The sequence below is a fragment of the Limimaricola sp. genome (genome assembly GCF_016125575.1).
Taxonomy (GTDB): domain Bacteria; phylum Pseudomonadota; class Alphaproteobacteria; order Rhodobacterales; family Rhodobacteraceae; genus WGLM01.
Genome location: NZ_WGLM01000001.1, coordinates 20,311 through 40,948, shown reverse-complemented (window position 1 = coordinate 40,948; position 20,638 = coordinate 20,311). Strand labels below are relative to the sequence as shown.

The following is a 20,638-nucleotide window of genomic DNA, read 5'->3' as shown; positions in this document are numbered from 1 at the left end:
TCGTCTGAGGATGAGTTTTTGGAATGTCAGAACATGCGCCGCCGCACCCTGCCCTCGCTGAATGCCCTTCGAACCTTCGAGGTGGTGGCCCGCATGAACAGCTTTACCAAGGCCGCGGCCGAGCTGAACGTGACCCAAGGCGCGGCAAGCCGGATGGTGCGCAGTCTCGAGGAATTCTTCGACATGCCGCTCTTTCATCGCCGGAGCCGGCAGATCGAGCTGACGGACGAGGGCCGCTATCTGGCCGAGCTTGTCACCGACGCGCTCAACCAGCTTGAGGCGGGCACGGCGGAACTTCTGGAAACCCGCGCCGGCAGCGGCACGCTGTCGATCGGGATGTTGCCCACCTTCGGCACCTGTTGGCTGATCCCCCGCCTGTCGTCGTTTCAGCAGGCGCATCCCGAGATCACCGTGAACCTGCGCACTAGCGACGGGCCGCTCGATTTCGCGCGCGAGAAAGTCGATGTCGCGGTGCGCTTCGGCTACGGCAACTGGCCCGATGCAATCGCCGAACCAATCATGTCCGAAGAACTGGTGGTGGTCTGCAGCCCACGGATCATGGACGGCCCCTACCCCCTGACCGATTATTCCGATCTGGCCCGCCACAAGCTGATCATCCACTCAACCCGTCCCGAGGCATGGGAGCATTGGTTTCTTGCCACCGGAACCGACAGTTCGGCGATGCAGTGGGGCCTGCGGCTGGAGCATTTCTTCATGGTTCTGCAGGCAGCAATCTCGGGTCTGGGCGTCGCCCTTTTGCCGACCTTCCTCGTCCGCAACGACATCCGTGCAGGTAACCTGCACGCCCCGTTCCCGATCCGCGTCGACAGTCCCGGGGGCTACTACCTCGTGACACCCCACGCCAAGCAGGACCTTCGGCGGGTCAAGCTGTTTCGCCGCTGGCTGATCGAGCATGTGACGAGTTCAATCGAGGCCGCTTAGAGATTTCGGCATCCAGCAACGTCAGCTTTCCCCGTTCTATCTCGGGCGGAAATATCCGGGCTTTGCGCCTGCAAGTTCATTTCGAACCGGCCTCACCCCATACAACCTGTCCCCTCTTTGCGCCAACCTGCAACCGGGTGTGCGCGGACGCATCTATCGATCAGGAACAATGACTTATGGGAGAAAGTGGCGGACTGGGGAGGATTCGAACCCCCGACCCCTTGATTCGTAGTCAAGTGCTCTATCCAACTGAGCTACCAATCCGCGCGAGTGGTGGCGATGTAACGGCCCGGGCGTGGCATTGCAAGGGTCAAAACGTATCCTGCCGCGATGTGTCATTGGGCGCGCGCCGGCCGGTCCGGGCGGGGCGTTCCGATGCGCCCGGGCCACGCGGAATGGCATATCCGGCCGTCTTGATCTGCGTCAATCTGTCTCGCCGGCCGTCAGCGTAGCATGGCCCCGCAGCGACCGTGGTTCTCTGCGGGGCGCCATTCATGACCTGTGTCCCTGCGTTTCGGGAGCGGCCCCATGGCGACGTTTCCGGCGAAACGCGGGCGTTCGCAACACCGCAAGGCCCCGTTTTTCAGGGGCAAAACACGGCAGATCGCAGGGTTTTCCTGCCCTGCCCCAATATGGAGACCACACGATGCACAAGGCACTGATCGTGTCGGCTGTCACGGCTCTGACCGTGGCAGCGACACCACTTCTCGCGCAGGACATGCAGGCCGGAATGGACCTGTACAACGACAACTGCGCCATCTGCCACGGCAACCAGGGCGAGGGCTATCCCAAAGAAGTCGTTCCCGACGGCGCTGTCCGGATCAAGAAACTGGCCGGTGACTCGGGCTATTGGGATTTCGCGGTGTTCAAGGCCGCTGTCGTCGATGGCACGGACGACCATGGTCGGCCGATGCGGGTGATGCCGGCGTTTGGCAAGACCGGTCTTTATGAACCGCCGGGCCAGATGCTGACCGATGACGACATCAAGAATATCCAGGCCTACATCCGGAGCTTCGCGCCCCAAGGCTGATCCGGATCTGAAAGAAGCGGCCGGACCGCGCGTCGGTCCGGCCGCAATGCTTGTCTGGCCGGCCCTTGCGCCCGACCTCAGGTGCGGCGCGAAAACCAGATCTGGTAGAACGACACGCACCATTCGACGGCGAAGCACATCCCCATGATCGCCCCGCTGCCGATGATGATCCACGCGAATTCGGGGTTCAGCTTGGTCAGGTACCAAGACCCGATATCAGTGATCATCATCGCGAATGGCCCGATCATGGCGACATGTTTCAGCCAGGCCGGGCGCACCCGGGCGTGGCTGAAAATGAACCCCATGATGAAGAAAATGAAGGTCATACCGAACAGGTGAATGTGCGAGACCCGCACAAGCGTGGCCAGCGACATGCCGGTGTCCGGCTTGGCGAATTCGGCAAGCTGTTCATAGGTGACCATCAGCGGCGCACCGGCCTCGCTGCCGTCGTGGCAACGCAGGCAACGATTGTCGATGATCGTCTTGATCGAGGCCTCGTACTGGGCCTTGTCGGCACCGTCCGTGGCCCAATCCATGATGGCCCGCCGTTCGCGCGACGGCGCATTGCCCGACATCGGCCCCAGCAATGCGGTGGTCAGGCGGCTGGTGTTGACGTTACCACTATAGGCGATGGCGATGTCGTTGGCGTTGATCCCCGGATTTCCGTCAAGGCCCGCATGGGTCTCGTAGACCTGTATCATCGCGAAGACATACCCCAGACCCAGCGTGATCAGCGCCGCCGAGAAAAGATTGCGCAGGCTTTGCGGGAAGTCCTTGGAAATGAAAAAGCGGCCTTCATTCTGCATCATGTGCGTCCCTCATGGCAGCCCGCAGTCGGGTGCGGGCCATGGTTGCGGCGGTTGTGCCGCCTGGCGCACACTAACACCCGCATTACGCAGTCATTGTGCGGAAAAACGACATAAGTCTGAAAATTGGCGCGGACTGTGGCAGCCGCTACGCAGCCGCCGCCCGCTCAGGAAGCGCGGGGTGTGCGATCGCTGTCGGGTGGCGTGGTCTCGGGGTCGGCCGGCTCTGATTTGTCGGCCTGCGCGCCGTCTAGCTCGGCCTTGGGAAGACAGATCACGAACTCGGTGCCGTCGGCATCGCTGCGGCGCAGATCAAGCCGCCCGCCATGACCGCGCACCAGCTCCGCCGCGATGGCAAGGCCAAGCCCCGACCCACCCTTGGTCACGCCCCCCTGGAAGGGCTGAAACAGGTGCTCGCGCGCCTTGGGCGGCAGCCCGGGGCCAGTGTCGGTGACGCTGATCCACCATGCCTCGTCGTCTTCCTCGGCGGCCACGCGGATCTCGCCGGGCTTGCCGGTCGCCACGATCGCCTGCCGCGCATTGCGCACAAGGTTGGCGATGACGCGGTAGATCTGCTCGCCATCACAGCGCACGGTCAGGCCCGCGCGGATATCCTCGGCAAAGGACAGGTCGTATTCGGCGGCGGCCAACCGCTCGCTGTCGATCACATCACCCACGATCGGGCCGATGGCCACGCGGGTCAGCGCCGGCGGCGGCTCTTCCGCGCGCCCGAAGGCCAGCGTGGTTTCGCACAAATTCACCGCGCGGGTGATCGAGCCCACAAGCTTGGGCGCCATCCGCGCCACCATCGGGTCGTCCGAGCCTTCGATCCGGTCGGTGAAAAGCTGGGCCGAGGTCAGGATGTTGCGCAGGTCATGGCTGACCTTGGCCACACCTGCCCCCAGTTGCGCCAGCCGCTCACGCTGTTTCAGCGCACTGGTCAGCTGCGTCTGCAGCCCCTGCAACGCCTCTTCGGCCTCGCGCAACTCGGTCACATGGGCCGAGGGCTTGATGATGCGCCGGGTATCCTCTGGGGCCGCGGCATAGCTTTGCATATGGGCCACGACGCCCTTGATCGGCTTGACCAGCACCACCCTGAGCGACAGGAACAAGAGCAGTGCCGTGACGATCGAAATCACCAGACTAAGGCCAAGGATGTTCAGGCCATAATCAATCATCGCAGTGCGCAGGGGCCCCTGCTCCATCGTCACCTCGATCAGCAAGCCACCATCCTGCACCGGCGTGCCGATCACCCGGATTATCGGGTTTCCCCCTTCCCACATGGTCCAGAGCGCATCGCGGATCAGCCCCAGCCCCGAGGGTTTGCGCAGGTCATAAGTCGCCTCGATGGGCGCCGGAATGGGCGAGGACAGCACCAACTGGCGCACCTCGTCGCGCCGCAGCACCACGTTGAAGACACCCGCGTTTGTCAGCAGTTCCTTTTCCAGCGCGGGCGTCACCATATCACCCGCCAGCGTGGCAAGAGAGGCGATCTGGGCCCGCTCCAGCCGCAGAGACAGGTAATCCTGCCGGAACCGCGCGACCGAGGGCACGAAGATCAGCACTTCGGCCACCATCACGAAGACCGTCGTCAGGATCACCAGCCGCCCGGAGAGCGAGTTGAACATAGTGCCTCTCTGGATCCTCCCGGTCAGGGCAGCCAACGCTGCACCAGCCGCACCACTCTTTTGACCGTCGCGTTTTCGAACAATCTGGGGCTAAAGTAAGCACCCGCCGCGCGTTTGTTAACCTCGCCCAGCGTCGGGTAGGGCAGAACCGTTCCGGCAATGGCCGACATCTTCAGCCGGTTGGCGATGGCCAATGCCCAAAACCCGATCAGTTCGCCCGCCTGCGGACCGGCGATGGTCGCGCCCACGGGCCGGCCCCGCAGCACCATCACCTTGACCAGCCCGCGCGCCCGCCCTTCAGCGATGGCACGATCGTTCTCGGCGAAATCGAAACGGGCAACCTCTACCGCACGGCCGTGTCGTTTGCGCGCCTCAGCCTCGGTCATGCCGACCTGCGCCAGTTCCGGGTCGGTATAGCTGGCCCATGGGATGTGATCGGTACGCGCCTTCGATGGCAGGCCGAACAGCAGCGACCGGATCACCACGCCGGCATGGTAGCCCGCGACATGGGTGAATTGCAGGCCGCCCGCGGCATCGCCCACCGCGTAGACCCGCCGGTTGGTGACCGAGCGCAGGCCCGGCCCCACCTTCACGCCGCGCCTGTCAAAGGCCACACCCGCCTTGTCGAGGTCCAGCCCCTCGACATTCACCTTGCGCCCGACCGCGACCAGAAGGTGCGTCCCGGTGAAATCACCCTTGCCTGTGTGCACAGTGATATGGCCATCCGCACCGCTGACGCGGTCGGCCTGCGCCTCTTCGACAATCTCGATCCCCTCGGCGCGAAGGCTGTCCAGCACCAGCGCGGCCGCCTCGGGGTCGTCCTTGCCCAGCGCGCGGGCGCCTTCGATCACCGTCACCTTGCAGCCCAGCCGCCGGTGCGCCTGCGCCATCTCCATCCCGATCGGGCCACCGCCGATGATCAGCAGGTGGTCCGGCCGCTGACGCAGATCGAAAATCGTTTCGTTGGTATGCACCGTCACCGTGTCCAACCCCGGGATCGGCGGCACCAGCGGCCCCGATCCGGTGGCAACAACGAAGCGCCGTGCGACGATCACATTCTCGCCGGCCTGTACTTCGGTGCGCGAGACGAACCGCGCCTGCGTGCGGATCACCTTGACGCCCAGCCCCTCGAACCGCTGCTGGCTGTCGGTGGGGGCGATGGTGGCGATGACTTGCGCGACATGGTCCTTGGCGGCGGCAAAATCGACCTTCGCCGCGGCGGGCGCCACGCCAAGGCCGCCTTGCATCGCGTGGGCCCGCTTGCCCGCGGCGATCAGCGCCTTCGAGGGCACGCAGCCGTAATTCAGGCAATCACCGCCCATCTTGTGGCCTTCGATCAGCACCACCCGCGCGCCCATCTGCACCGCCCCCGCGGCCACCGACAGCCCGCCCGAACCGGCACCGATCACGCAGATATCCGTTTCGATCCGTGCCATGGCTCAGATACCTTTCCGCCCGCGCAGGGCCCTGATGAGAATGGGCAGCGCCGCCAGCAGGCACAGGCCCAAGAGCGGCAGCAGGATCGGTGGGGTGAAGATGATCTTCAAATCAGGCGTTTCGCCCGCTGCAAAGACAGCACCCAGCCCCGCGCCGACCGAGGTATAGACAAGCGCGCCGGGAATGATGCCGAAGAAGGTTGAAATCGCGAAACGCGACAACGGCACGCCGACAAGCGCCGGCACAAGGTTGGCGACGAAAAACGGCACCGCCGGCACCAGTCGGATCAGCAACAACATCGACCACTGGTTGGCGTCGATCCCGGCCTTGATCCGCCCCGCGACGCCACGGTCGCCTTCCATCCGCGCGGCCAACCGCTCGCCCAAGCCCCAGCGCGCGGCGAGGAAGATCAGGCAGGCGCCCAGCGTCGCCGCGCTGACATTGTAAAGAACCCCCGGAAATGTCGCGAAAAGAAACCCGCCCGTCAGCGTGGCAACCGTGGCGCCGGGCAGCGAAAACGCGACGATGGCGACATAGGCCAGCACGAAAACCCCCAGCGTCGCGAGGTAATGCGCATCGCGAAATGCCAATAATGCGGCACGGTTGTCGCGCAGCGCGGCAAAGTTCAACTGGTCGCGAAGGGTGAACGCGCCGACCAGCGCCACCACGACGATCAGCGCAAGGGGCAAGAGGCGCCGGGCCGGGTGTGCGGGGGGTGTTGTCATATCGGTCACGGGCCTTCACATCCTTGCTGTCTCTGGGCCCTACATGACGCAAGGCGCGGCCCGGGCACAGCCCGGATCACGCGGCCTTGATGCCCGCCCTGCCGTTCGGCGCCCACTGTAACATTCCGCGCCGCCCCACGACCCGAATGTTGCAGAAATCCCCGCCCTTGCGCGTTGACAGCAGGCAGGGCCGCCTCTATTGACCGGGCTTCGAATGACAAAGGGGCCTTGATTCCTTACCGGGGTCGGCCCCCAGCTACGGAGAGACCGCGATGAAGCGCACGTTCCAACCGTCCAACCGGGTTCGCAAGGCCCGTCATGGCTTCCGCGCGCGGATGGCCACCAAGGGTGGTCGCAAGATCCTCAACGCCCGCCGCGCTCGTGGCCGCAAGGTGCTGAGCGCCTAAGAGGCGCTATCCCGCGATGACAGTGCCCAAGGCACCGCAGGACGGCCAAGGCGCCGCACCCGCGGTGCCTTTTCGTATGCCCGAGGTGCTGTGCAAGCGGGCCGATTTCCTGCGCGCGGCACAGGCCCGGCGGCAGGGTGCTGCAGGATTTCACCTGCAGGCCCGCGCCCGCGGCGACGACGCGCCGCTCCGCGTCGGCTTTACCTGTTCCAAGAAGGTCGGCAATGCGGTGGCGCGCAACCGCGCCAAGCGCCGCCTGCGCGAGGCCGCCCGCCTGACCCTGCCCGCACATGGCCAGCCCGGCTGGGACTACGTGCTGGTGGGCAAGCGAGAAGTGACGGCCACACTGCCCTTCGAGACATTGCTGGCCGATCTGGCCCGCACGCTGGACAAGGTGCACAGATGAGCCCGCTGGCCCATGTCCTTGCCCTGCCGGTGCGCGCCTACCGGCTGTTTCTCAGCCCTTGGGTGGGCCATGGCTGCCGCTACACGCCCACATGCTCGGCCTATGCGCTGGAGGCGCTGGAAAAGCATGGCGGCATCAAGGGCAGCTACCTTGCCGCGCGGCGCATCCTGCGCTGCCACCCGTGGGGCGGGTCGGGCATCGACAACGTGCCCGACTGACCGCCCTCGGGACCGCCTCAGTCGAAACGACCGCGCTGCATCTCCATCATCCAGCCCGGATATTCCGGCGTCAGCGCGCTGACGGCATCAAGCGTCGCCATATCCTCGGGCGTGAAGGTGACGTTGGTGGCCGCGATGTTGTCGGTCAGCTGCTCCATCCGCTTGGCGCCGATGATCACGCTGGTCACCGCCGGTTGCGCCAGCAGCCAGGCCAGCGCCACCTGCGCGACCGAGATGCCATGCGCGGCGGCGATGGGGCGCATCGCCTCGACGATGCGGTCGGCCTTGTCCTTGTCGAGCGGCGGGAAATCGAACCCGGCACGGCGGCCGTCGGCCTCGTTCGCGCCGGTGTACTTGCCCGACAGATAGCCGCCGGCCAGCGGGCTCCACACCATCAGTCCCACGCCCTCGGACTGGATCGCCGGGATCACCTCGCGTTCAAGGTCGCGGCCGGCCAGCGTGTAGTAGGACTGGATCGACCGGATCGGCGACATGCCGCGATGCACCGCGATGCCCTGCGCCTTGGCCAGTTGCCACGCCGCCCAGTTCGACACGCCGACGTACCGGATCATGCCCGCCTTCACCAGCCAGTCGAGCGCCTCCATCGTCTCTTCCAGAGGCGTGACAGGGTCGAAACCGTGCATCTGGTAAAGGTCGATGTGATCGAGGCCAAGGCGCTTGAGGCTGTCCTTGCAGGCGTCGATCAGGTGCCCGCGCGAGGCGCCCTGCCCGTTCGGCCCCGGATGCATCCGGCCAAACGCCTTGGTCGCCACCACCACCTCGGCGCGGTTGACGCCCAGTTCCTTCAGCGCGTGACCCAGCATCTGCTCCGATGCGCCCTCGGAATAGACGTTGGCGGTGTCGAAGAAGTTGATCCCGGCGTCCAGCGCGGCCTTGACCAGCGCGGTCGCCTCGTCCTGCCCCAGCTGGCCGATGGCCTTCCACATGCCGTTGCCGCCGTCGAAGGTCATCGTCCCGAGGCAAAGTTCCGAGACTTTCAGGCCGGACCGGCCAAGGGGTCTGTAGCGCATCGCGTCCTCCTGTTTCAGGTGTCGGGGCGACCCTAGACCTTTGCCCGCCCCGCACAACCCCGCCGGGCGCACGCCTCACGCAGCCGTGCGCGCCGCCTCAGCGCAGCTTCTCGAAGCTGATCGAGACATCGCCGATGTCCACGCCATAACGCTGCATGTAGGCCCGGTTGAACAGCCGCGTTGGCGTTTGCAACCACATCCAGTCGTCGAAACTCACGCGCAGCGTCTTGGCCTCGCCGTTGGCCGAGGGCACCGGCAGGTCAATGGTATAGTGCCAGTTGAACCGGTCGCCGCGTTCCTCGCCCGTCGCAGTGCCGATCACGCCGGGCGCGGTGCCTTCCCATGTCCGATCGCCGGTCTTGTGCAGCGTCCAGACCCGCTGTTCGGTCGAGCCATCCTCGTAGACGAAGTTCTCGGTCAGGGTCAGCGTCGTGCCGTCCCAATGGCCGTGGATCTTCACCTCGAACTGGCGACGCACGGTGCCGAAGATGTCCTGAAACTGGCCATGCGCGACCAGGTCGCCAGAGAAGAACTGTTCCAGATGCAGTTGCCGGTCCGACAGGGACGGGTCGTTGAAAGAGGGCTTTCCGGTGCAGGCGGCAAGGGCCAGCACGGCCAGAAGGGCAAGTTTGCGCATGGGGGGAATCTCCTTTGGGCCTGTTACGGCCCGCAGCCCTGCCCGGATCACCGTGAAGGGCCGATCCACCGGAAACCGGCGGCTGAAGAAGGGGTGCGCGGCAACACCGCAAAGTGGCCGACCAGCGCGCGGCCCGCCCATTGGCAATGCCGCATTGTCCACCCTGCTTGACGTATGCAGACGGGGGGCCGTATGGCAGGGGCCAGTCCGGACAAAACCGGGACAAAACGGGGCGCGCGATGCTCGACGACGAGGCCGAAGACATCCATCCGCTGTTTCACGGGGCGCCCAAAAGCACCGCGTTCCGAAAGCTGCGCAAGCGCATCGTCCGCGAGGTGCGCGAGGCGATCGAGACCTACGGCATGATCGAACGCGACGCGCGCTGGCTGGTCTGCCTGTCGGGCGGGAAGGACAGCTACACGCTGCTGGCGGTGCTGCACGAGCTGAAATGGCGCGGCCTTCTGCCGGTCGAGCTTCTGGCCTGCAACCTTGACCAGGGCCAGCCGGGTTTTCCGGCTACGGTCCTGCCCGAGTTCCTGAGCCGCATGGGTGTGCCGCACCGGATCGAATACCAGGACACTTATTCCATCGTCATGGACAAGGTCCCGCAGGGGCGGACCTACTGCGCGCTGTGTTCGCGGCTGCGGCGCGGCAACCTTTACCGCATCGCGCGCGAAGAGGGCTGCAGCGCCGTCGTCCTCGGCCATCACCGCGACGACATTCTTGAAACCTTCTTCATGAACCTCTTTCACGGCGGCCGGCTGGCTACGATGCCGCCAAAGCTGGTCAACGAAGAGGGTGACTTGTTTCTCTACCGCCCGCTCGCCTTCGTGGCCGAGGCCGATTGTGCCGCCTTTGCCCGCGCCATGGACTACCCGATCATCCCCTGCGATCTTTGCGGCAGTCAGGACGGTTTGCAGCGCCAGCAGGTCAAGGCGATCCTCGACGGGTGGGAGCGCAATAGCCCCGGCCGCCGGCAGGTAATGTTCCGGGCGCTGATGAACGCCCGCCCCTCGCACCTGCTTGATACCGGCCTTTTCGATTTTGCCGGGCTGACAAGGGGCCCTGCCGACGCCCCTGCCTCGCCTGGGGACGAAGATATCCCCCGCTTGCGCTAGGCAGGGTCCTGCGAAACCCGCGCCTGTCCTGAAAACCGCTTGACCTTTCGGGGCGTGGGGGGTTGAACCGGGGCCAACTTTCCTTGCAGGGTTGGACGGACGCGATGGACGACCAGAACAAGAACCTTATCCTCGCCGCGGTGCTCAGCTTCATGGTGATCCTCACCTGGTCGCTGCTGTTCCCCGGAACGGACAAGACCGTCCCGCCAGCCGACCAGACCACCGCCAGCGCGACCGCGACTGACCAGTCGGGCGGCACCGCCACCACGGCAGATCAGGCCGCGGCCCCCGCCGCGCCCTCGACACCCACCGCGCCGCAATCCGCGGCCGCAGCCCCCGGCGGCGCGGCCGCCGTTGCGCCCGACAGCGCGGCCGCGCTGGCAGACGCGCCGCGTGTGCCCGTCAAGACGCCCAGCCTGACCGGCACCATCTCGCTGCTCGGCGGGCGCGTGGACGACCTGTCGCTGGTGAAATACCATGAGACGCTCGACCCCAATTCGCCGCTGGTGCGCCAGCTCTCGCCGGTGGGCTCGGACAAGGCCTATTACGCGCTTTACGGCTGGTCGGCCGGCGCCGGCCTGTCGCCCGACGCGGTGCCGGGGCCCAGCACGCTCTGGACGCTGGAGGCGGGCACCGAACTCACGCCGACGACGCCGATCAAGCTGATGTGGGACAATGGCGCCGGCCTGATCTTTCATCGCACCTTCAGCGTCGACGACAACTACATGTTCAGCGTCGAGCAGTCGGTCGAAAACCGCACCGCATCGCCCGTCAGCCTTGCCGCCTATGGCATCATCGCCCGCCACGGCAAGCCGGCAACGCAATCCTTCTACATCCTGCACGAAGGTGTCGTGCGGATGGAGGACGGCAAGCTTGAAGAGATCACCTACAAGAAGCTGCCCGACCTGCCTGCCGCAACCGCGGGCGGCGGCGTGGCAGAATCGATCGATGTGAAATCCGATGGCTGGCTGGGCTTCACCGACAAGTACTGGATGACCACGCTGGTGCCGCAGCCGGGCGACTCGTTCACCTCTACCATCCGCTACAACAAAGCCACCGACATCTACCAGGCCGAGTCTGTGTTTCCGACGCAGACCGTGGCGCCCGGCGGCACCGCGCAGGCGCAATCCATGCTCTTTGCCGGGGCCAAGGAATGGGAAACCATTCGCCATTACCAAGACAATCTTGGCATCAAGGGTTTCATCGATTCGATCGACTGGGGCTGGTTCTTCTTCCTGACCAAGCCGATCTTCTGGCTGCTGCACACGCTGAACGGCTTCATCGGCAACATGGGCTGGTCGATCGTCGCGCTGACGATCACGCTCAAGGCCATCGTGCTGCCACTGGCCTACAAGTCCTACGTCTCCATGGCGAAGATGAAGGAATTGCAGCCGCAGATGGAAGAGCTGCGCAAGAACGCCGGCGACGACAAGCAGGCGGTCCAGATGGGCATGATGAAGCTCTACAAGGACAACAAGGTAAACCCCGCCTCGGGCTGTTTGCCAATCCTGATCCAGATCCCGATCTTCTTCTCGCTCTACAAGGTGATCTTCGTCACGATCGAACTGCGCCACGCGCCGTGGATCGGCTGGATCCGCGACCTCTCCGCGCCTGATCCGTCTTCGATCCTGAACTTCTTTGGCCTGCTGCCCTTCGCCGCGCCTGCGGCAAACTCGCCGCTGCACATCATCTCGCTGGGTGTGCTGCCGATCTTCCTCGGCCTGTCGATGTGGCTGCAACAGAAGCTGAACCCGGCGCCCACCGACGCCACCCAGAAGATGGTCTTTGCCTGGATGCCGTGGGTGTTCATGTTCATGCTGGGCTCTTTCGCCTCGGGCCTCGTGCTTTACTGGATCACCAACAACACGATCACCTTCACCCAGCAGTATCTGATCATGCGCAGCCACGGGCACAGCCCCGATGTCTTCGGCAACATCCGTGCCAGTCTGCGGCGAAAACCCGCAACGGCCGGCGCAACCGCCGCTGCCAACAAGCCATCCAAGCCCGGTCAGAAGAAGTGACGGCAACGGTTGCCGCCCTCTGGCGCCACCCGATCAAGAGCCACGGACGCGAGGCGCTGGAGGCGGTGACGCTGCAGGCGGGACAAACCCTGCCTTGGGACCGGGCATGGGCCGTCACCCACGAGGACAGCCATATCGACCCCGCCGCACCGGCCTGGGGGCCCAGCCAGAACTTCATGATCGGCACCCGCACGCCGGGTCTGGCGGGCATCTGGGCGCGGCTGGACGAAGACAGCGCGACTGTCACGCTGACCCATGACGAGCTGGGCGAGATCACCGTGGCACCCGACGATCGCGCCGATGCCGCCCGCCTTCTCGACTGGGTCGCGCCGCTTTGCCCCGCCAATCGCAGCCGGCCCGCCGCCGTCATCCGCCTGCCGGACCGGGGCGTGACGGATACCGATTACCCGTCCGTCTCGGTCATGAACATGGCCAGCCACCGCGCCGTGGCCGATCGTCTGGGTTCCACGCTGGAACCCGAGCGTTGGCGCGGCAACATCTGGCTGGACGGGCTTGCGCCATGGGCCGAGGAGGGCTGGATCGGCCAGCGCCTGCGTATCGGCACGGCGGAACTGACCATCCGCGAACCGGTGGTGCGCTGCCTGCACACCGCCGCCAATCCCCGCACCGGCCAGCGCGACGCCGACACGCTGGGCGCGCTCGATGCCCTGCGGGGCGAACGCCACTTCGGCCTTTATGCCGAGGTAACGACCGGCGGCCGCATTGCGCTGGGCGACAGCGCCGAGGTGCTTGAATGACCCTGCCCTTCCCCCTCGTTGCCGAGCCGGAGGCCGACGCGTTGGAGCGCGGGCGGCTGCTTTTCGCGGGAGAGGTCAGCTTTCTCAAGGGCGTGGTCGCCATGGCGGGCCTGCCCCCCGCCGACCGGCCCGAGGTTTGCTTTGCCGGCCGGTCCAACGTCGGCAAGTCCAGCCTGATCAACGCGCTGACCGGGCGCAAGGCGCTGGCGCGCGCCTCCAACACGCCGGGCCGCACGCAGGAGATCAACTTTTTCCTCGCCGGGCAAAGCCATTACGTGGTCGACCTGCCGGGTTACGGTTTCGCCAACGCGCCTGTCGCGGTGGTCGAACGCTGGCAGAAACTCCTGCGCGCGTATCTCTCGGGCAGGCCCACGCTGCGCCGCGCCTTCGTGCTGATCGACGCGCGCCACGGGGCCAAGCAGGTGGACGAAGAGATCATGGCGCTGCTCGACCGTGCCGCCGTGACCTTCCAGGTCGTGATGACCAAGACTGACAAGGTCAACCGCGCCGAACTGGAGGCGAGTCTGTCGCGCACCCGCGCCGCACTGGCCCGCCATCCGGCCGCATTTCCCGAAATCGTGTTGACCAGCGCCGACAAGGGTGACGGAATCGGTGCTCTGCGCGCTATCATCGCGGGGATCGACTGACGCCCGAGAGGATGACTGACGTGAGGAAACAGGACATGAGCCGCGACTGGATTGCCACCGCCCGCACCCTTTCCGAAGCCCTGCCCTACCTGCAGCGCTACAACAAGGCCGTGGTCGTAGTGAAATTCGGCGGCAACGCGATGGGCGACGACGAGGCGATGGCCGAGTTCGCCCGCGATATCGTCCTGATGAAACAGGTCGGGATGAACCCCGTCGTCGTCCATGGCGGCGGCCCGATGATCAACGAAATGCTGGGCAAGCTGGGCATCAAGTCCGATTTCGTGCGCGGCAAGCGCGTCACCGACAAGGCCACGGTCGAAGTGGTCGAGATGGTGCTGACGGGCCTGGTGAACAAGCGCATCGTTCAGGCGATCATGGACGAGGGCGGCCGCGCCGTGGGCATTTCCGGCAAGGACGATGACATGATGGTCTGCGTCGCCGACGACCCGGAACTGGGCTTCGTCGGCCGTCCGGTCGAGATGAACGTGCAGGTCATCCGCGATCTTTACAACGCGGGCATCATCCCGGTGATCGCCCCCGTTGCCACCGGCATGGCCGAGAACGAGACCTTCAACGTCAACGGCGACACCGCTGCAGGCGCCATCGCCGCCGCGCTGAAGGCCGACCGGCTGCTGCTTTTGACCGATGTCGCCGGCGTCAAGGACGAGACGGGCGAGGTCGTTACCCAGCTCAGCCCCGATCAGGTTCGCGACATGACCGCGCGCGGCGTCATCGCGGGCGGAATGATTCCCAAGACCGAAACCGCGCTCGCCGCGGTCGAGGGCGGCGTCCGCGCGGTGGTCATCCTTGATGGGCGGCTGCCCAATGCCTGCCTGCTGGAACTTTTCACCGAACACGGCGCGGGCTCGATCATCCGCTCGACAGAGCCGCGCGTGAAGCCGCACCACGGATGACCGACCTCGCCGCGGACTGCGCCCGCGAAGGGCTGGCCATCCTAGGTGGCATGCCCGTCGAAGCCGCGCCCGGACTGCCCGAAGGCACGCGCAGCCTGCTGCTCCTCGGCCCTGCCGAGCCTGCATTCTGGCCGCGCTTCCAGTCCAGCCCCGAGGCGGCCGATGGTGCGCCTAACCCGCTCGACCGCTGGTCGATGCGCGTCATCGGCGCGCTGGCTCAGGCCCATGGCGGCACCGCGCTTTTCCCTTTCGGCGGCCCGCCCTGGCATCCGTTTTACAGCTGGGCGCTGGCCTCGGGCCGGGCGCATGCCTCGCCCATCGGCCTTTTGGTGCATGTCGAGGCCGGGCTTTTCGTTTCATACCGCGGTGCCATCGCGCTGCCGCGGGACATTGACTTGCCGCCGCCACTGCCTTCACCCTGCCCTACTTGCGCCGCGCCTTGCCGCACCGCCTGCCCTGTTGGGGCCTTCGATGCGGGCTATGACGTGGCCGCCTGCCACGGCTTTCTCGCTACGCCTGCCGGCGACACCTGCATGACCCAAGGCTGTGCCGCGCGCCGCGCCTGCCCGGTGGGCGCGGGCCGCCGTGACCCCGCGCAATCGGCCTTCCACATGCGCGCCTTCCACCCGTCATGACGCTGCGCCTGATCCTGACCCGCCACGCGAAATCTAGCTGGGCCACGCCCGGACAAGAGGACCATGCTCGCCCGCTGGCCCCGCGCGGCCGGGCTGCCGCCACCGCCATTGGCCACTGGCTGGCCGTGCAGCGCTACCTGCCCGATCTGGTCCTCTGCTCCAGCGCCGTGCGCACCCAGCAGACGCTGTCGCTGATCCTGCCCGGCCTGCCGCGCCAGCCTGTCATCAGCGCCCGTGCCGCGCTTTACCACGCCAGCCCCAGCCAGCTGCGCGAGATCATCCGTCGCGAAACGGCACCCTGCCTGATGCTGGTGGGTCATAACCCCGGGATCGGCCTGCTTGCGGCCGGCCTCGTCACAACGCCACCTCGACACGAGCGGTTCGATGACTACCCGACCGCTGCGACCACGGTGATCGACTTTGCCGTTCCATCATGGGCCGACATCACCACCGGGACATGCGTTGCCTTCGTCACCCCGCACGACCTGAATGCGGCCGAGGATTGAAGAGGAAAGGGCCGCCCACCCGGACGGCCCGCTTCATCTTGCCACAAATACTCCCGCCGGAGGCCGCGGCCCCGCGCCGGGGCCGCGCAGGCGTCAGTGCCCCAGGATCTGGCTGAGGAACAGCTTGGTGCGGTCCGACTGCGGGTTGTTGAAGAATTCCCGGGGTTCGTTCTGCTCGACGATCTGGCCCTGGTCCATGAAGATCACCCGGTTCGCCACCGCCTGGGCAAAGCCCATTTCGTGGGTGACGCAGAGCATCGTCATCCCCTCCTCGGCCAGCTCGATCATGGTGTCGAGAACTTCTTTGATCATCTCGGGGTCGAGCGCCGAGGTCGGCTCGTCAAAGAGCATGATCCGCGGCTTCATGCACAGGCTGCGGGCGATCGCCACCCGCTGCTGCTGGCCGCCCGACAACTGGCCCGGATACTTGTTCGCCTGCTCGGGGATCTTCACCTTTTCGAGGAAATGCATCGCGGTTTCCTCGGCTTCCTTCTTGGGCGTCTTGCGCACCCAGATCGGCGCCAGCGTGCAGTTCTCAAGGATCGTCAGGTGTGGAAAGAGGTTGAAGTGCTGAAAGCACATGCCCACCTCGGACCGGATCTTGTCGATATTCTTGAGGTCCGACGACAGTTCCGTCCCATCGACGATAATCTGGCCCGCCTGATGCTCCTCCAGCCGGTTGATGCAGCGGATCAGCGTCGATTTGCCCGAACCCGACGGCCCGCAGATCACGATCCGCTCGCCGCGATAGACGGTCAGGTTGATGTCGCGCAGTACGTGAAACGTGCCGTACCACTTGTTCATGTTCGTGATCTGGATGGCGACCTCGTCGCTCACCATCATTTGGCTGCGGTTGACGGCACGGTCAGTGGCGGTATCAGACATCACATGTCTCCTTAGCGATGCTCACGGCGGAGCTTCTTTTCGAGGTAGAGCGAGTAACGGCCCATGGAGAAGCAGAAGACAAAGAACATCAGCGCAATGAACAGGAACAGTTCCCAGTAGATGCCGTTCCAGTCGGTCGAGGCGCGGATCGCGTTGGTCAGGCCGATCGGGTCCAGCAGGCCGATGAACACGACCAGCGTGGTGTCCTTGAAAAGGCCGATGAAGGTGTTGACGATGCCCGGGATCGCGATCTTCAGGGCTTGCGGCAGGATGATCAGCCGCATCGATTTCCAGTAGTCGAGGCCCAGCGCGTCGGCGGCCTCGTACTGGCCCTTGGGCAGCGCGGCCAGACCGCCGCGCACGACCTCGGCGATATAGGCCGAGGCAAAGAGCGTGACCATGATGATCACCCGCAGCATCAGGTCAAAGTTGGTGCCGGGCGGCAGGAAGTAGTTCAACAGCAGCGAGGCAGTGAACAGCCACACGATCAACGGCACACCGCGGATGATCTCGATGAAGCCAACCGACAGCTTGTTGATGATGAAAAGTGGCGATTGGCGGCCCAGCGCCAGCAGAATGCCCAGCGGCAACGACAGCACGATCCCCGAGATGCCAATCACGACCGACAGCATGAACCCGCCAAACTGCTTGGAGGGCACGGCCTCCAGCCCCAGCGGCACGGAACCTGCCAGCCCGTCGGCCAACGGAGCCGCGAAATAGAGCCAGTAGATAATCGGCAAGATGATCGCGGCCAGCACGCCCAGCAACGCGCCCGAGGCCGCGCTGACCAACCGCCACGCGACAGCGCCGATGACAAAGCCCAGCGCGGCGGCCAGCGGAAACCAGACCGAACCGCCCCAGAGCAGGAAGAAGATGACAAACGGCGCAGAAACCGACCAAAGCAGCGCCGCCCGCGGAAGGCGTGGAAACAGCACCGGCATCAGCGCCGTCAGCATCACGACCAGCGACAAGATCGGGCGCCAGTAGAATTCGCGCGGATAAAAACCGAACAGAAGCTGCTGCCAGCGGTCGACGATCACCGCAAAACAGGCCGCGGGGGCATCAGCCCCGACCGTGGCGTTACGGATCTCGCGGCATTGCGTCAACGAATCGGCACGCCAGATCGAATTGGCGAACCATGGGAAAAGATCGCTTACCACGGCCCAGATGACGTAGATCGACACGATCGTAAGGATCGAGTTCAGCCAGCCGGAGAACAGGTTGTCCCGCATCCATTTGATCGCCCCCTTCTGCAGGGTCGGCGGTTCGGCCTGCGGCAGCATCTTGTCGCGGACATAGCTGGTGGTGTGCGAGGCTGCTTCGGCCATCTCAGCGCTCCTTCAGCTTGATGCGGTTGTTGTAGATGTTCATCACGCCCGAGATCAGCAGGCTGAGCACAAGGTAGAACAGGCCCAGCAACAGCATCCCCTCCAGCTCGCGCCCGGTCTGGTTGATGGTGATGCCGCCCAGCGTGGCGCGCACATCCATGTAACCCACGGCGATCGCCAGCGACGAGTTTTTCGTCAGGTTCAGGAATTGCGAGATCAGCGGCGGAATGATGACGCGCATCGCCTGTGGCAGGATCACAAGGCTCATCGTCCGGTTCGGCCGCAGGCCAAGCGCGAACGCGGCCTCGCTTTGCCCTTTCGAAACCGCCAGAATGCCCGAGCGCACGATTTCCGCGATGAAGGCCCCGGTGTAAACCGACAACGCCACCCACAGCGCGATCAACGAGTTTCGTATCTGCAGGCCACCCTTGAAGTTGAAACCGCCCAGCGTGGGGTAGTCCAGCGTCACCGGCCGACCAAGGATGAAGTAGAACAGCACCGTCGGCACGATCGCGATCAGGATCGCGGGCCAGACCATCGGCAAGAGCCGCCCGGTATCGAACAGCAGCTTGCGCGCATAACGGCGGTAATACCATGCGGCCACCAGCGACAGGACGAAGATGCCGACAAGGATACCCGATCCGGCGCCCCAGATCGGGGCGGGAATGAACACGCCGCGGTTGCTGATCGCCACCGAATGCCACAGCAGCATCGCGGCGCTGCCGCCCTCGCGGAAATCGCGCGGCTGCGGGGTGGCCTCTGTCATGATCGCGAAGATCAGAACGATCCACAGCAGCAGCGGCACGTTGCGGAAGCCCTCGACATAGACAGCCATCAGGCGGCTCACCAGCCAGTTCTTCGACAGGCGCAACACCCCGGCCAGCACCCCGATCACCGTGGCGGTCAGACAGCCGATGAAGGACACAAGCAGTGTATTGAGGATGCCCACCAGCGCCGCGCGGGCATGGGTGGAGTTGTTGGTGTAAGGAATCAGGTGCTGGTTGATGTCATAGCCCGACCGGTTCCAAAGGAAGCCAAAGTCGAAATCCTTGCCCAGCGCGCGCAGGTTGCTGACGGTATTCTCGATCAACCAGGCAAAGCCCGCGAAGAACAGAATCATCGCCACGACCTGAATGGTGATCGACCGATAGCGAGAGTCGTAGATCAGTTGGCTCAGGCGAAAGGCCGGCTTCGGCGCCTCGGTCGTCGACGTCATGCGATCATGTCTCCCGGTGAATCCCCCTGCCGTCCGCGCTTGCCGTCAAGGCATCGGCGCGTCGGGTGTGGAATGATGTCATGCAGGCAGAAAATGCCGGGGCGCAGCGGCCTTTGCCAATGCGCCCCGTGTCGTGTGTCAGATCAACGGAACGGCATCGCGTACTGCAGACCGCCCTGTTTCCACTGGGCGTTCAGGCCACGAGCCAGACCCACCGGCGTATTCTCGCCAATGTTCTTCTCGAAGATCTCGCCGTAGTTGCCGCCGGCCTTGATCGCCTTGACGGCCCAGTCCTTGTCGAGGCCGATCATCGCGCCAAGGTCGCCCTCGGTGCCAAGGATACGGTTGATCTCGGGGTTCTGGGTCGGTGCAGCGGCCATCTCGTCGACATTGGCCGAGGTGATGCCGTATTCTTCGGCCGCCACGAGGGCGTAGAAGGTCCAGCGAACCAGGTCACCCCAGTCGTTGTCGCCGTGGCGAACCACCGGCCCCAGCGGCTCTTTCGAGATGATCTCGGGCAGGATGATGTAGTCGCCCGGATGTTCGAAGGCAGCACGCGTCGCGGCAAGGCCCGAGGCGTCGGTCGTGTAGACGTCGCAGGCACCGGCCAGGAATTGCTGCTGACCTTCGGCATTGGTCTCGATCGGAACCGGCTCGTAGGACATGTTGTTGGCACGGAAGTAGTCGGCCAGGTTCAACTCGGTCGTGGTACCGGTCTGGATACAGATGGTCGCACCGTCCAGATCTTTCGCCGAGGTCACGCCCAGCGATTTCGGCACCATGAAGCCCTGACCATCGTAGTAGGCCACGGCGGCAAAATCGAACTTCAGGTCGGTGTCACGGGTAAAGGTCCAGGTGGTGACGCGCGAAAGCAGGTCCACCTCGCCCGAGGCCAGCGCGGTAAAGCGGGTGGCACCGGTTGTGGGGACAAAGTTCACGGCCATCGGGTCGCCAAAGATCGCGGCGGCAACGGCACGGCAGACGGCAACGTCAAAGCCCTGCCAGACGCCATTTGCGTCCGGGGCGGCAAAGCCTACAAGGCCCGTAGTCACGCCACAGTTCAGCTTGCCCCTGGCCTTGACGTCGTCAAGGGTGCTGGCATGCGCCGCTGCACCGATCAGCGTCGCTACGGTCAGCGCGCCAAAAAAAAGGGATTTCTTCATATTAACCTCTTGCTGTGTTTCGCCCTCGCAGGGCGTTATTGTGCTTGGTCCCTGCAGGCATGCCCTTGGAACGATCACGAAGCTTTGAGAGATTTTCTCTCAATGGCGTCATGGTGGGCGGATTCTGGCTCAGAGGTCAAGGTCCGCAGCACACCTTTTGATCAATTTCATAAGGCGAAT

General features: G+C 64.9%; 22 protein-coding genes and 1 tRNA gene. 12 read left to right on the top strand and 11 right to left on the bottom strand.

Annotated elements, in window-relative coordinates:
• The first annotated feature begins 33 nt into the window (after nt 1-33).
• Nucleotides 34-942 carry a transcriptional regulator GcvA gene (gene gcvA, locus GC146_RS00290; protein ID WP_291832640.1) on the top strand — a complete coding sequence of 303 codons (909 nt, stop codon included), beginning with the start codon at nt 34-36 and terminating at the stop codon, nt 940-942.
• A 187-nt stretch (nt 943-1,129) separates the two neighbouring features.
• Here the strand turns inward: gcvA and GC146_RS00285 are convergent.
• Nucleotides 1,130-1,206 (bottom strand) — tRNA-Arg (locus GC146_RS00285).
• Nucleotides 1,207-1,588: 382 nt separating this feature from the next.
• On the opposite strand from GC146_RS00285, the gene GC146_RS00280 reads away from it, so the two are divergent.
• Nucleotides 1,589-1,972 (top strand): cytochrome c, encoded by a 384-nt coding sequence (locus GC146_RS00280; protein WP_291832637.1) that lies wholly within the window; start codon nt 1,589-1,591, stop codon nt 1,970-1,972.
• A 77-nt stretch (nt 1,973-2,049) separates the two neighbouring features.
• Here the strand turns inward: GC146_RS00280 and GC146_RS00275 are convergent, their stop codons facing one another.
• The 4 genes from GC146_RS00275 to GC146_RS00260 all read right to left on the bottom strand — a co-directional run bounded on the left by GC146_RS00275 (nt 2,050) and on the right by GC146_RS00260 (nt 6,568).
• Nucleotides 2,050-2,781, bottom strand: a complete 732-nt coding sequence (locus GC146_RS00275) for a hypothetical protein (RefSeq protein ID WP_291832635.1) — start codon at nt 2,779-2,781, stop codon at nt 2,050-2,052.
• Nucleotides 2,782-2,945: 164 nt separating this feature from the next.
• Entirely contained in the window at nt 2,946-4,406 is a 1,461-nt protein-coding gene (locus tag GC146_RS00270) for a HAMP domain-containing sensor histidine kinase (protein WP_291832632.1), read from the bottom strand.
• Between the two features lie 23 nt (nt 4,407-4,429).
• Entirely contained in the window at nt 4,430-5,842 is a 1,413-nt protein-coding gene (locus GC146_RS00265; protein WP_291832630.1) for an FAD-dependent oxidoreductase, read from the bottom strand.
• Nucleotides 5,843-5,845: 3 nt separating this feature from the next.
• Entirely contained in the window at nt 5,846-6,568 is a 723-nt protein-coding gene (locus tag GC146_RS00260; protein ID WP_291833399.1) for a VTT domain-containing protein, read from the bottom strand.
• 272 nt (nt 6,569-6,840) lie between these two features.
• Between GC146_RS00260 and rpmH the strand changes: the two genes are divergently transcribed.
• The 3 genes from rpmH to yidD all read left to right on the top strand — a co-directional run bounded on the left by rpmH (nt 6,841) and on the right by yidD (nt 7,599).
• Entirely contained in the window at nt 6,841-6,975 is a 135-nt protein-coding gene (gene rpmH, locus GC146_RS00255; RefSeq protein WP_291832627.1) for a 50S ribosomal protein L34, read from the top strand.
• 76 nt (nt 6,976-7,051) lie between these two features.
• A complete protein-coding gene (rnpA, locus tag GC146_RS00250; RefSeq protein ID WP_291833396.1) occupies nt 7,052-7,381 on the top strand; it encodes a ribonuclease P protein component in 330 nt (109 codons plus the stop codon).
• Entirely contained in the window at nt 7,378-7,599 is a 222-nt protein-coding gene (gene yidD / locus GC146_RS00245) for a membrane protein insertion efficiency factor YidD (RefSeq protein ID WP_291832624.1), read from the top strand. Before rnpA ends, yidD begins: the two co-directional genes overlap by 4 nt.
• A 17-nt stretch (nt 7,600-7,616) precedes the next feature.
• Here the strand turns inward: yidD and GC146_RS00240 are convergent, their stop codons facing one another.
• Both GC146_RS00240 and GC146_RS00235 read right to left on the bottom strand, forming a co-directional pair.
• Nucleotides 7,617-8,630, bottom strand: a complete 1,014-nt coding sequence (locus tag GC146_RS00240; RefSeq protein WP_291832621.1) for an aldo/keto reductase — start codon at nt 8,628-8,630, stop codon at nt 7,617-7,619.
• 97 nt (nt 8,631-8,727) lie between these two features.
• Entirely contained in the window at nt 8,728-9,267 is a 540-nt protein-coding gene (locus tag GC146_RS00235; protein ID WP_291832618.1) for a DUF3833 domain-containing protein, read from the bottom strand.
• Nucleotides 9,268-9,506: 239 nt separating this feature from the next.
• On the opposite strand from GC146_RS00235, the gene ttcA reads away from it, so the two are divergent.
• The 7 genes from ttcA (at nt 9,507) to GC146_RS00200 (ending at nt 15,866) form a co-directional block, all read left to right on the top strand.
• Nucleotides 9,507-10,385 (top strand): tRNA 2-thiocytidine(32) synthetase TtcA, encoded by an 879-nt coding sequence (ttcA, locus tag GC146_RS00230; RefSeq protein WP_291832616.1) that lies wholly within the window; start codon nt 9,507-9,509, stop codon nt 10,383-10,385.
• Between the two features lie 104 nt (nt 10,386-10,489).
• Nucleotides 10,490-12,406 (top strand): membrane protein insertase YidC, encoded by a 1,917-nt coding sequence (gene yidC, locus GC146_RS00225; protein ID WP_291832613.1) that lies wholly within the window; start codon nt 10,490-10,492, stop codon nt 12,404-12,406.
• On the top strand, nt 12,403-13,164 hold the full coding sequence (locus tag GC146_RS00220; RefSeq protein ID WP_291832610.1) for an MOSC domain-containing protein: 762 nt from the start codon (nt 12,403-12,405) through the stop codon (nt 13,162-13,164). The genes yidC and GC146_RS00220 overlap by 4 nt, the downstream gene beginning before the upstream one ends.
• On the top strand, nt 13,161-13,811 hold the full coding sequence (yihA, locus tag GC146_RS00215; RefSeq protein ID WP_291832607.1) for a ribosome biogenesis GTP-binding protein YihA/YsxC: 651 nt from the start codon (nt 13,161-13,163) through the stop codon (nt 13,809-13,811). Before GC146_RS00220 ends, yihA begins: the two co-directional genes overlap by 4 nt.
• A 35-nt stretch (nt 13,812-13,846) precedes the next feature.
• On the top strand, nt 13,847-14,725 hold the full coding sequence (gene argB / locus GC146_RS00210) for an acetylglutamate kinase (RefSeq protein ID WP_291832604.1): 879 nt from the start codon (nt 13,847-13,849) through the stop codon (nt 14,723-14,725).
• A gap of 50 nt (nt 14,726-14,775) precedes the next feature.
• The gene (locus GC146_RS00205) at nt 14,776-15,360 is read left to right on the top strand and encodes a ferredoxin (protein ID WP_291833393.1); all 585 of its coding nucleotides are present in this window, start codon (nt 14,776-14,778) and stop codon (nt 15,358-15,360) included.
• Nucleotides 15,357-15,866: a histidine phosphatase family protein gene (locus tag GC146_RS00200; protein WP_291832603.1), complete on the top strand. Its 510-nt coding sequence runs from the start codon at nt 15,357-15,359 to the stop codon at nt 15,864-15,866. Before GC146_RS00205 ends, GC146_RS00200 begins: the two co-directional genes overlap by 4 nt.
• Before the next feature lie 93 nt (nt 15,867-15,959).
• Here the strand turns inward: GC146_RS00200 and GC146_RS00195 are convergent, their stop codons facing one another.
• The 4 genes from GC146_RS00195 to GC146_RS00180 all read right to left on the bottom strand — a co-directional run bounded on the left by GC146_RS00195 (nt 15,960) and on the right by GC146_RS00180 (nt 20,458).
• Complete coding sequence (locus tag GC146_RS00195) at nt 15,960-16,751, bottom strand: amino acid ABC transporter ATP-binding protein (protein WP_291832601.1); 792 nt, start codon at nt 16,749-16,751, stop codon at nt 15,960-15,962.
• Nucleotides 16,752-16,762: 11 nt separating this feature from the next.
• Nucleotides 16,763-18,079: an amino acid ABC transporter permease gene (locus GC146_RS00190; protein WP_291832598.1), complete on the bottom strand. Its 1,317-nt coding sequence runs from the start codon at nt 18,077-18,079 to the stop codon at nt 16,763-16,765.
• 1 nt (nt 18,080) lies between these two features.
• Complete coding sequence (locus tag GC146_RS00185) at nt 18,081-19,295, bottom strand: ABC transporter permease subunit (RefSeq protein ID WP_291832596.1); 1,215 nt, start codon at nt 19,293-19,295, stop codon at nt 18,081-18,083.
• A gap of 143 nt (nt 19,296-19,438) precedes the next feature.
• Entirely contained in the window at nt 19,439-20,458 is a 1,020-nt protein-coding gene (locus GC146_RS00180) for an amino acid ABC transporter substrate-binding protein (protein ID WP_291832593.1), read from the bottom strand.
• Between the last annotated feature and the right edge of the window lie 180 nt (nt 20,459-20,638).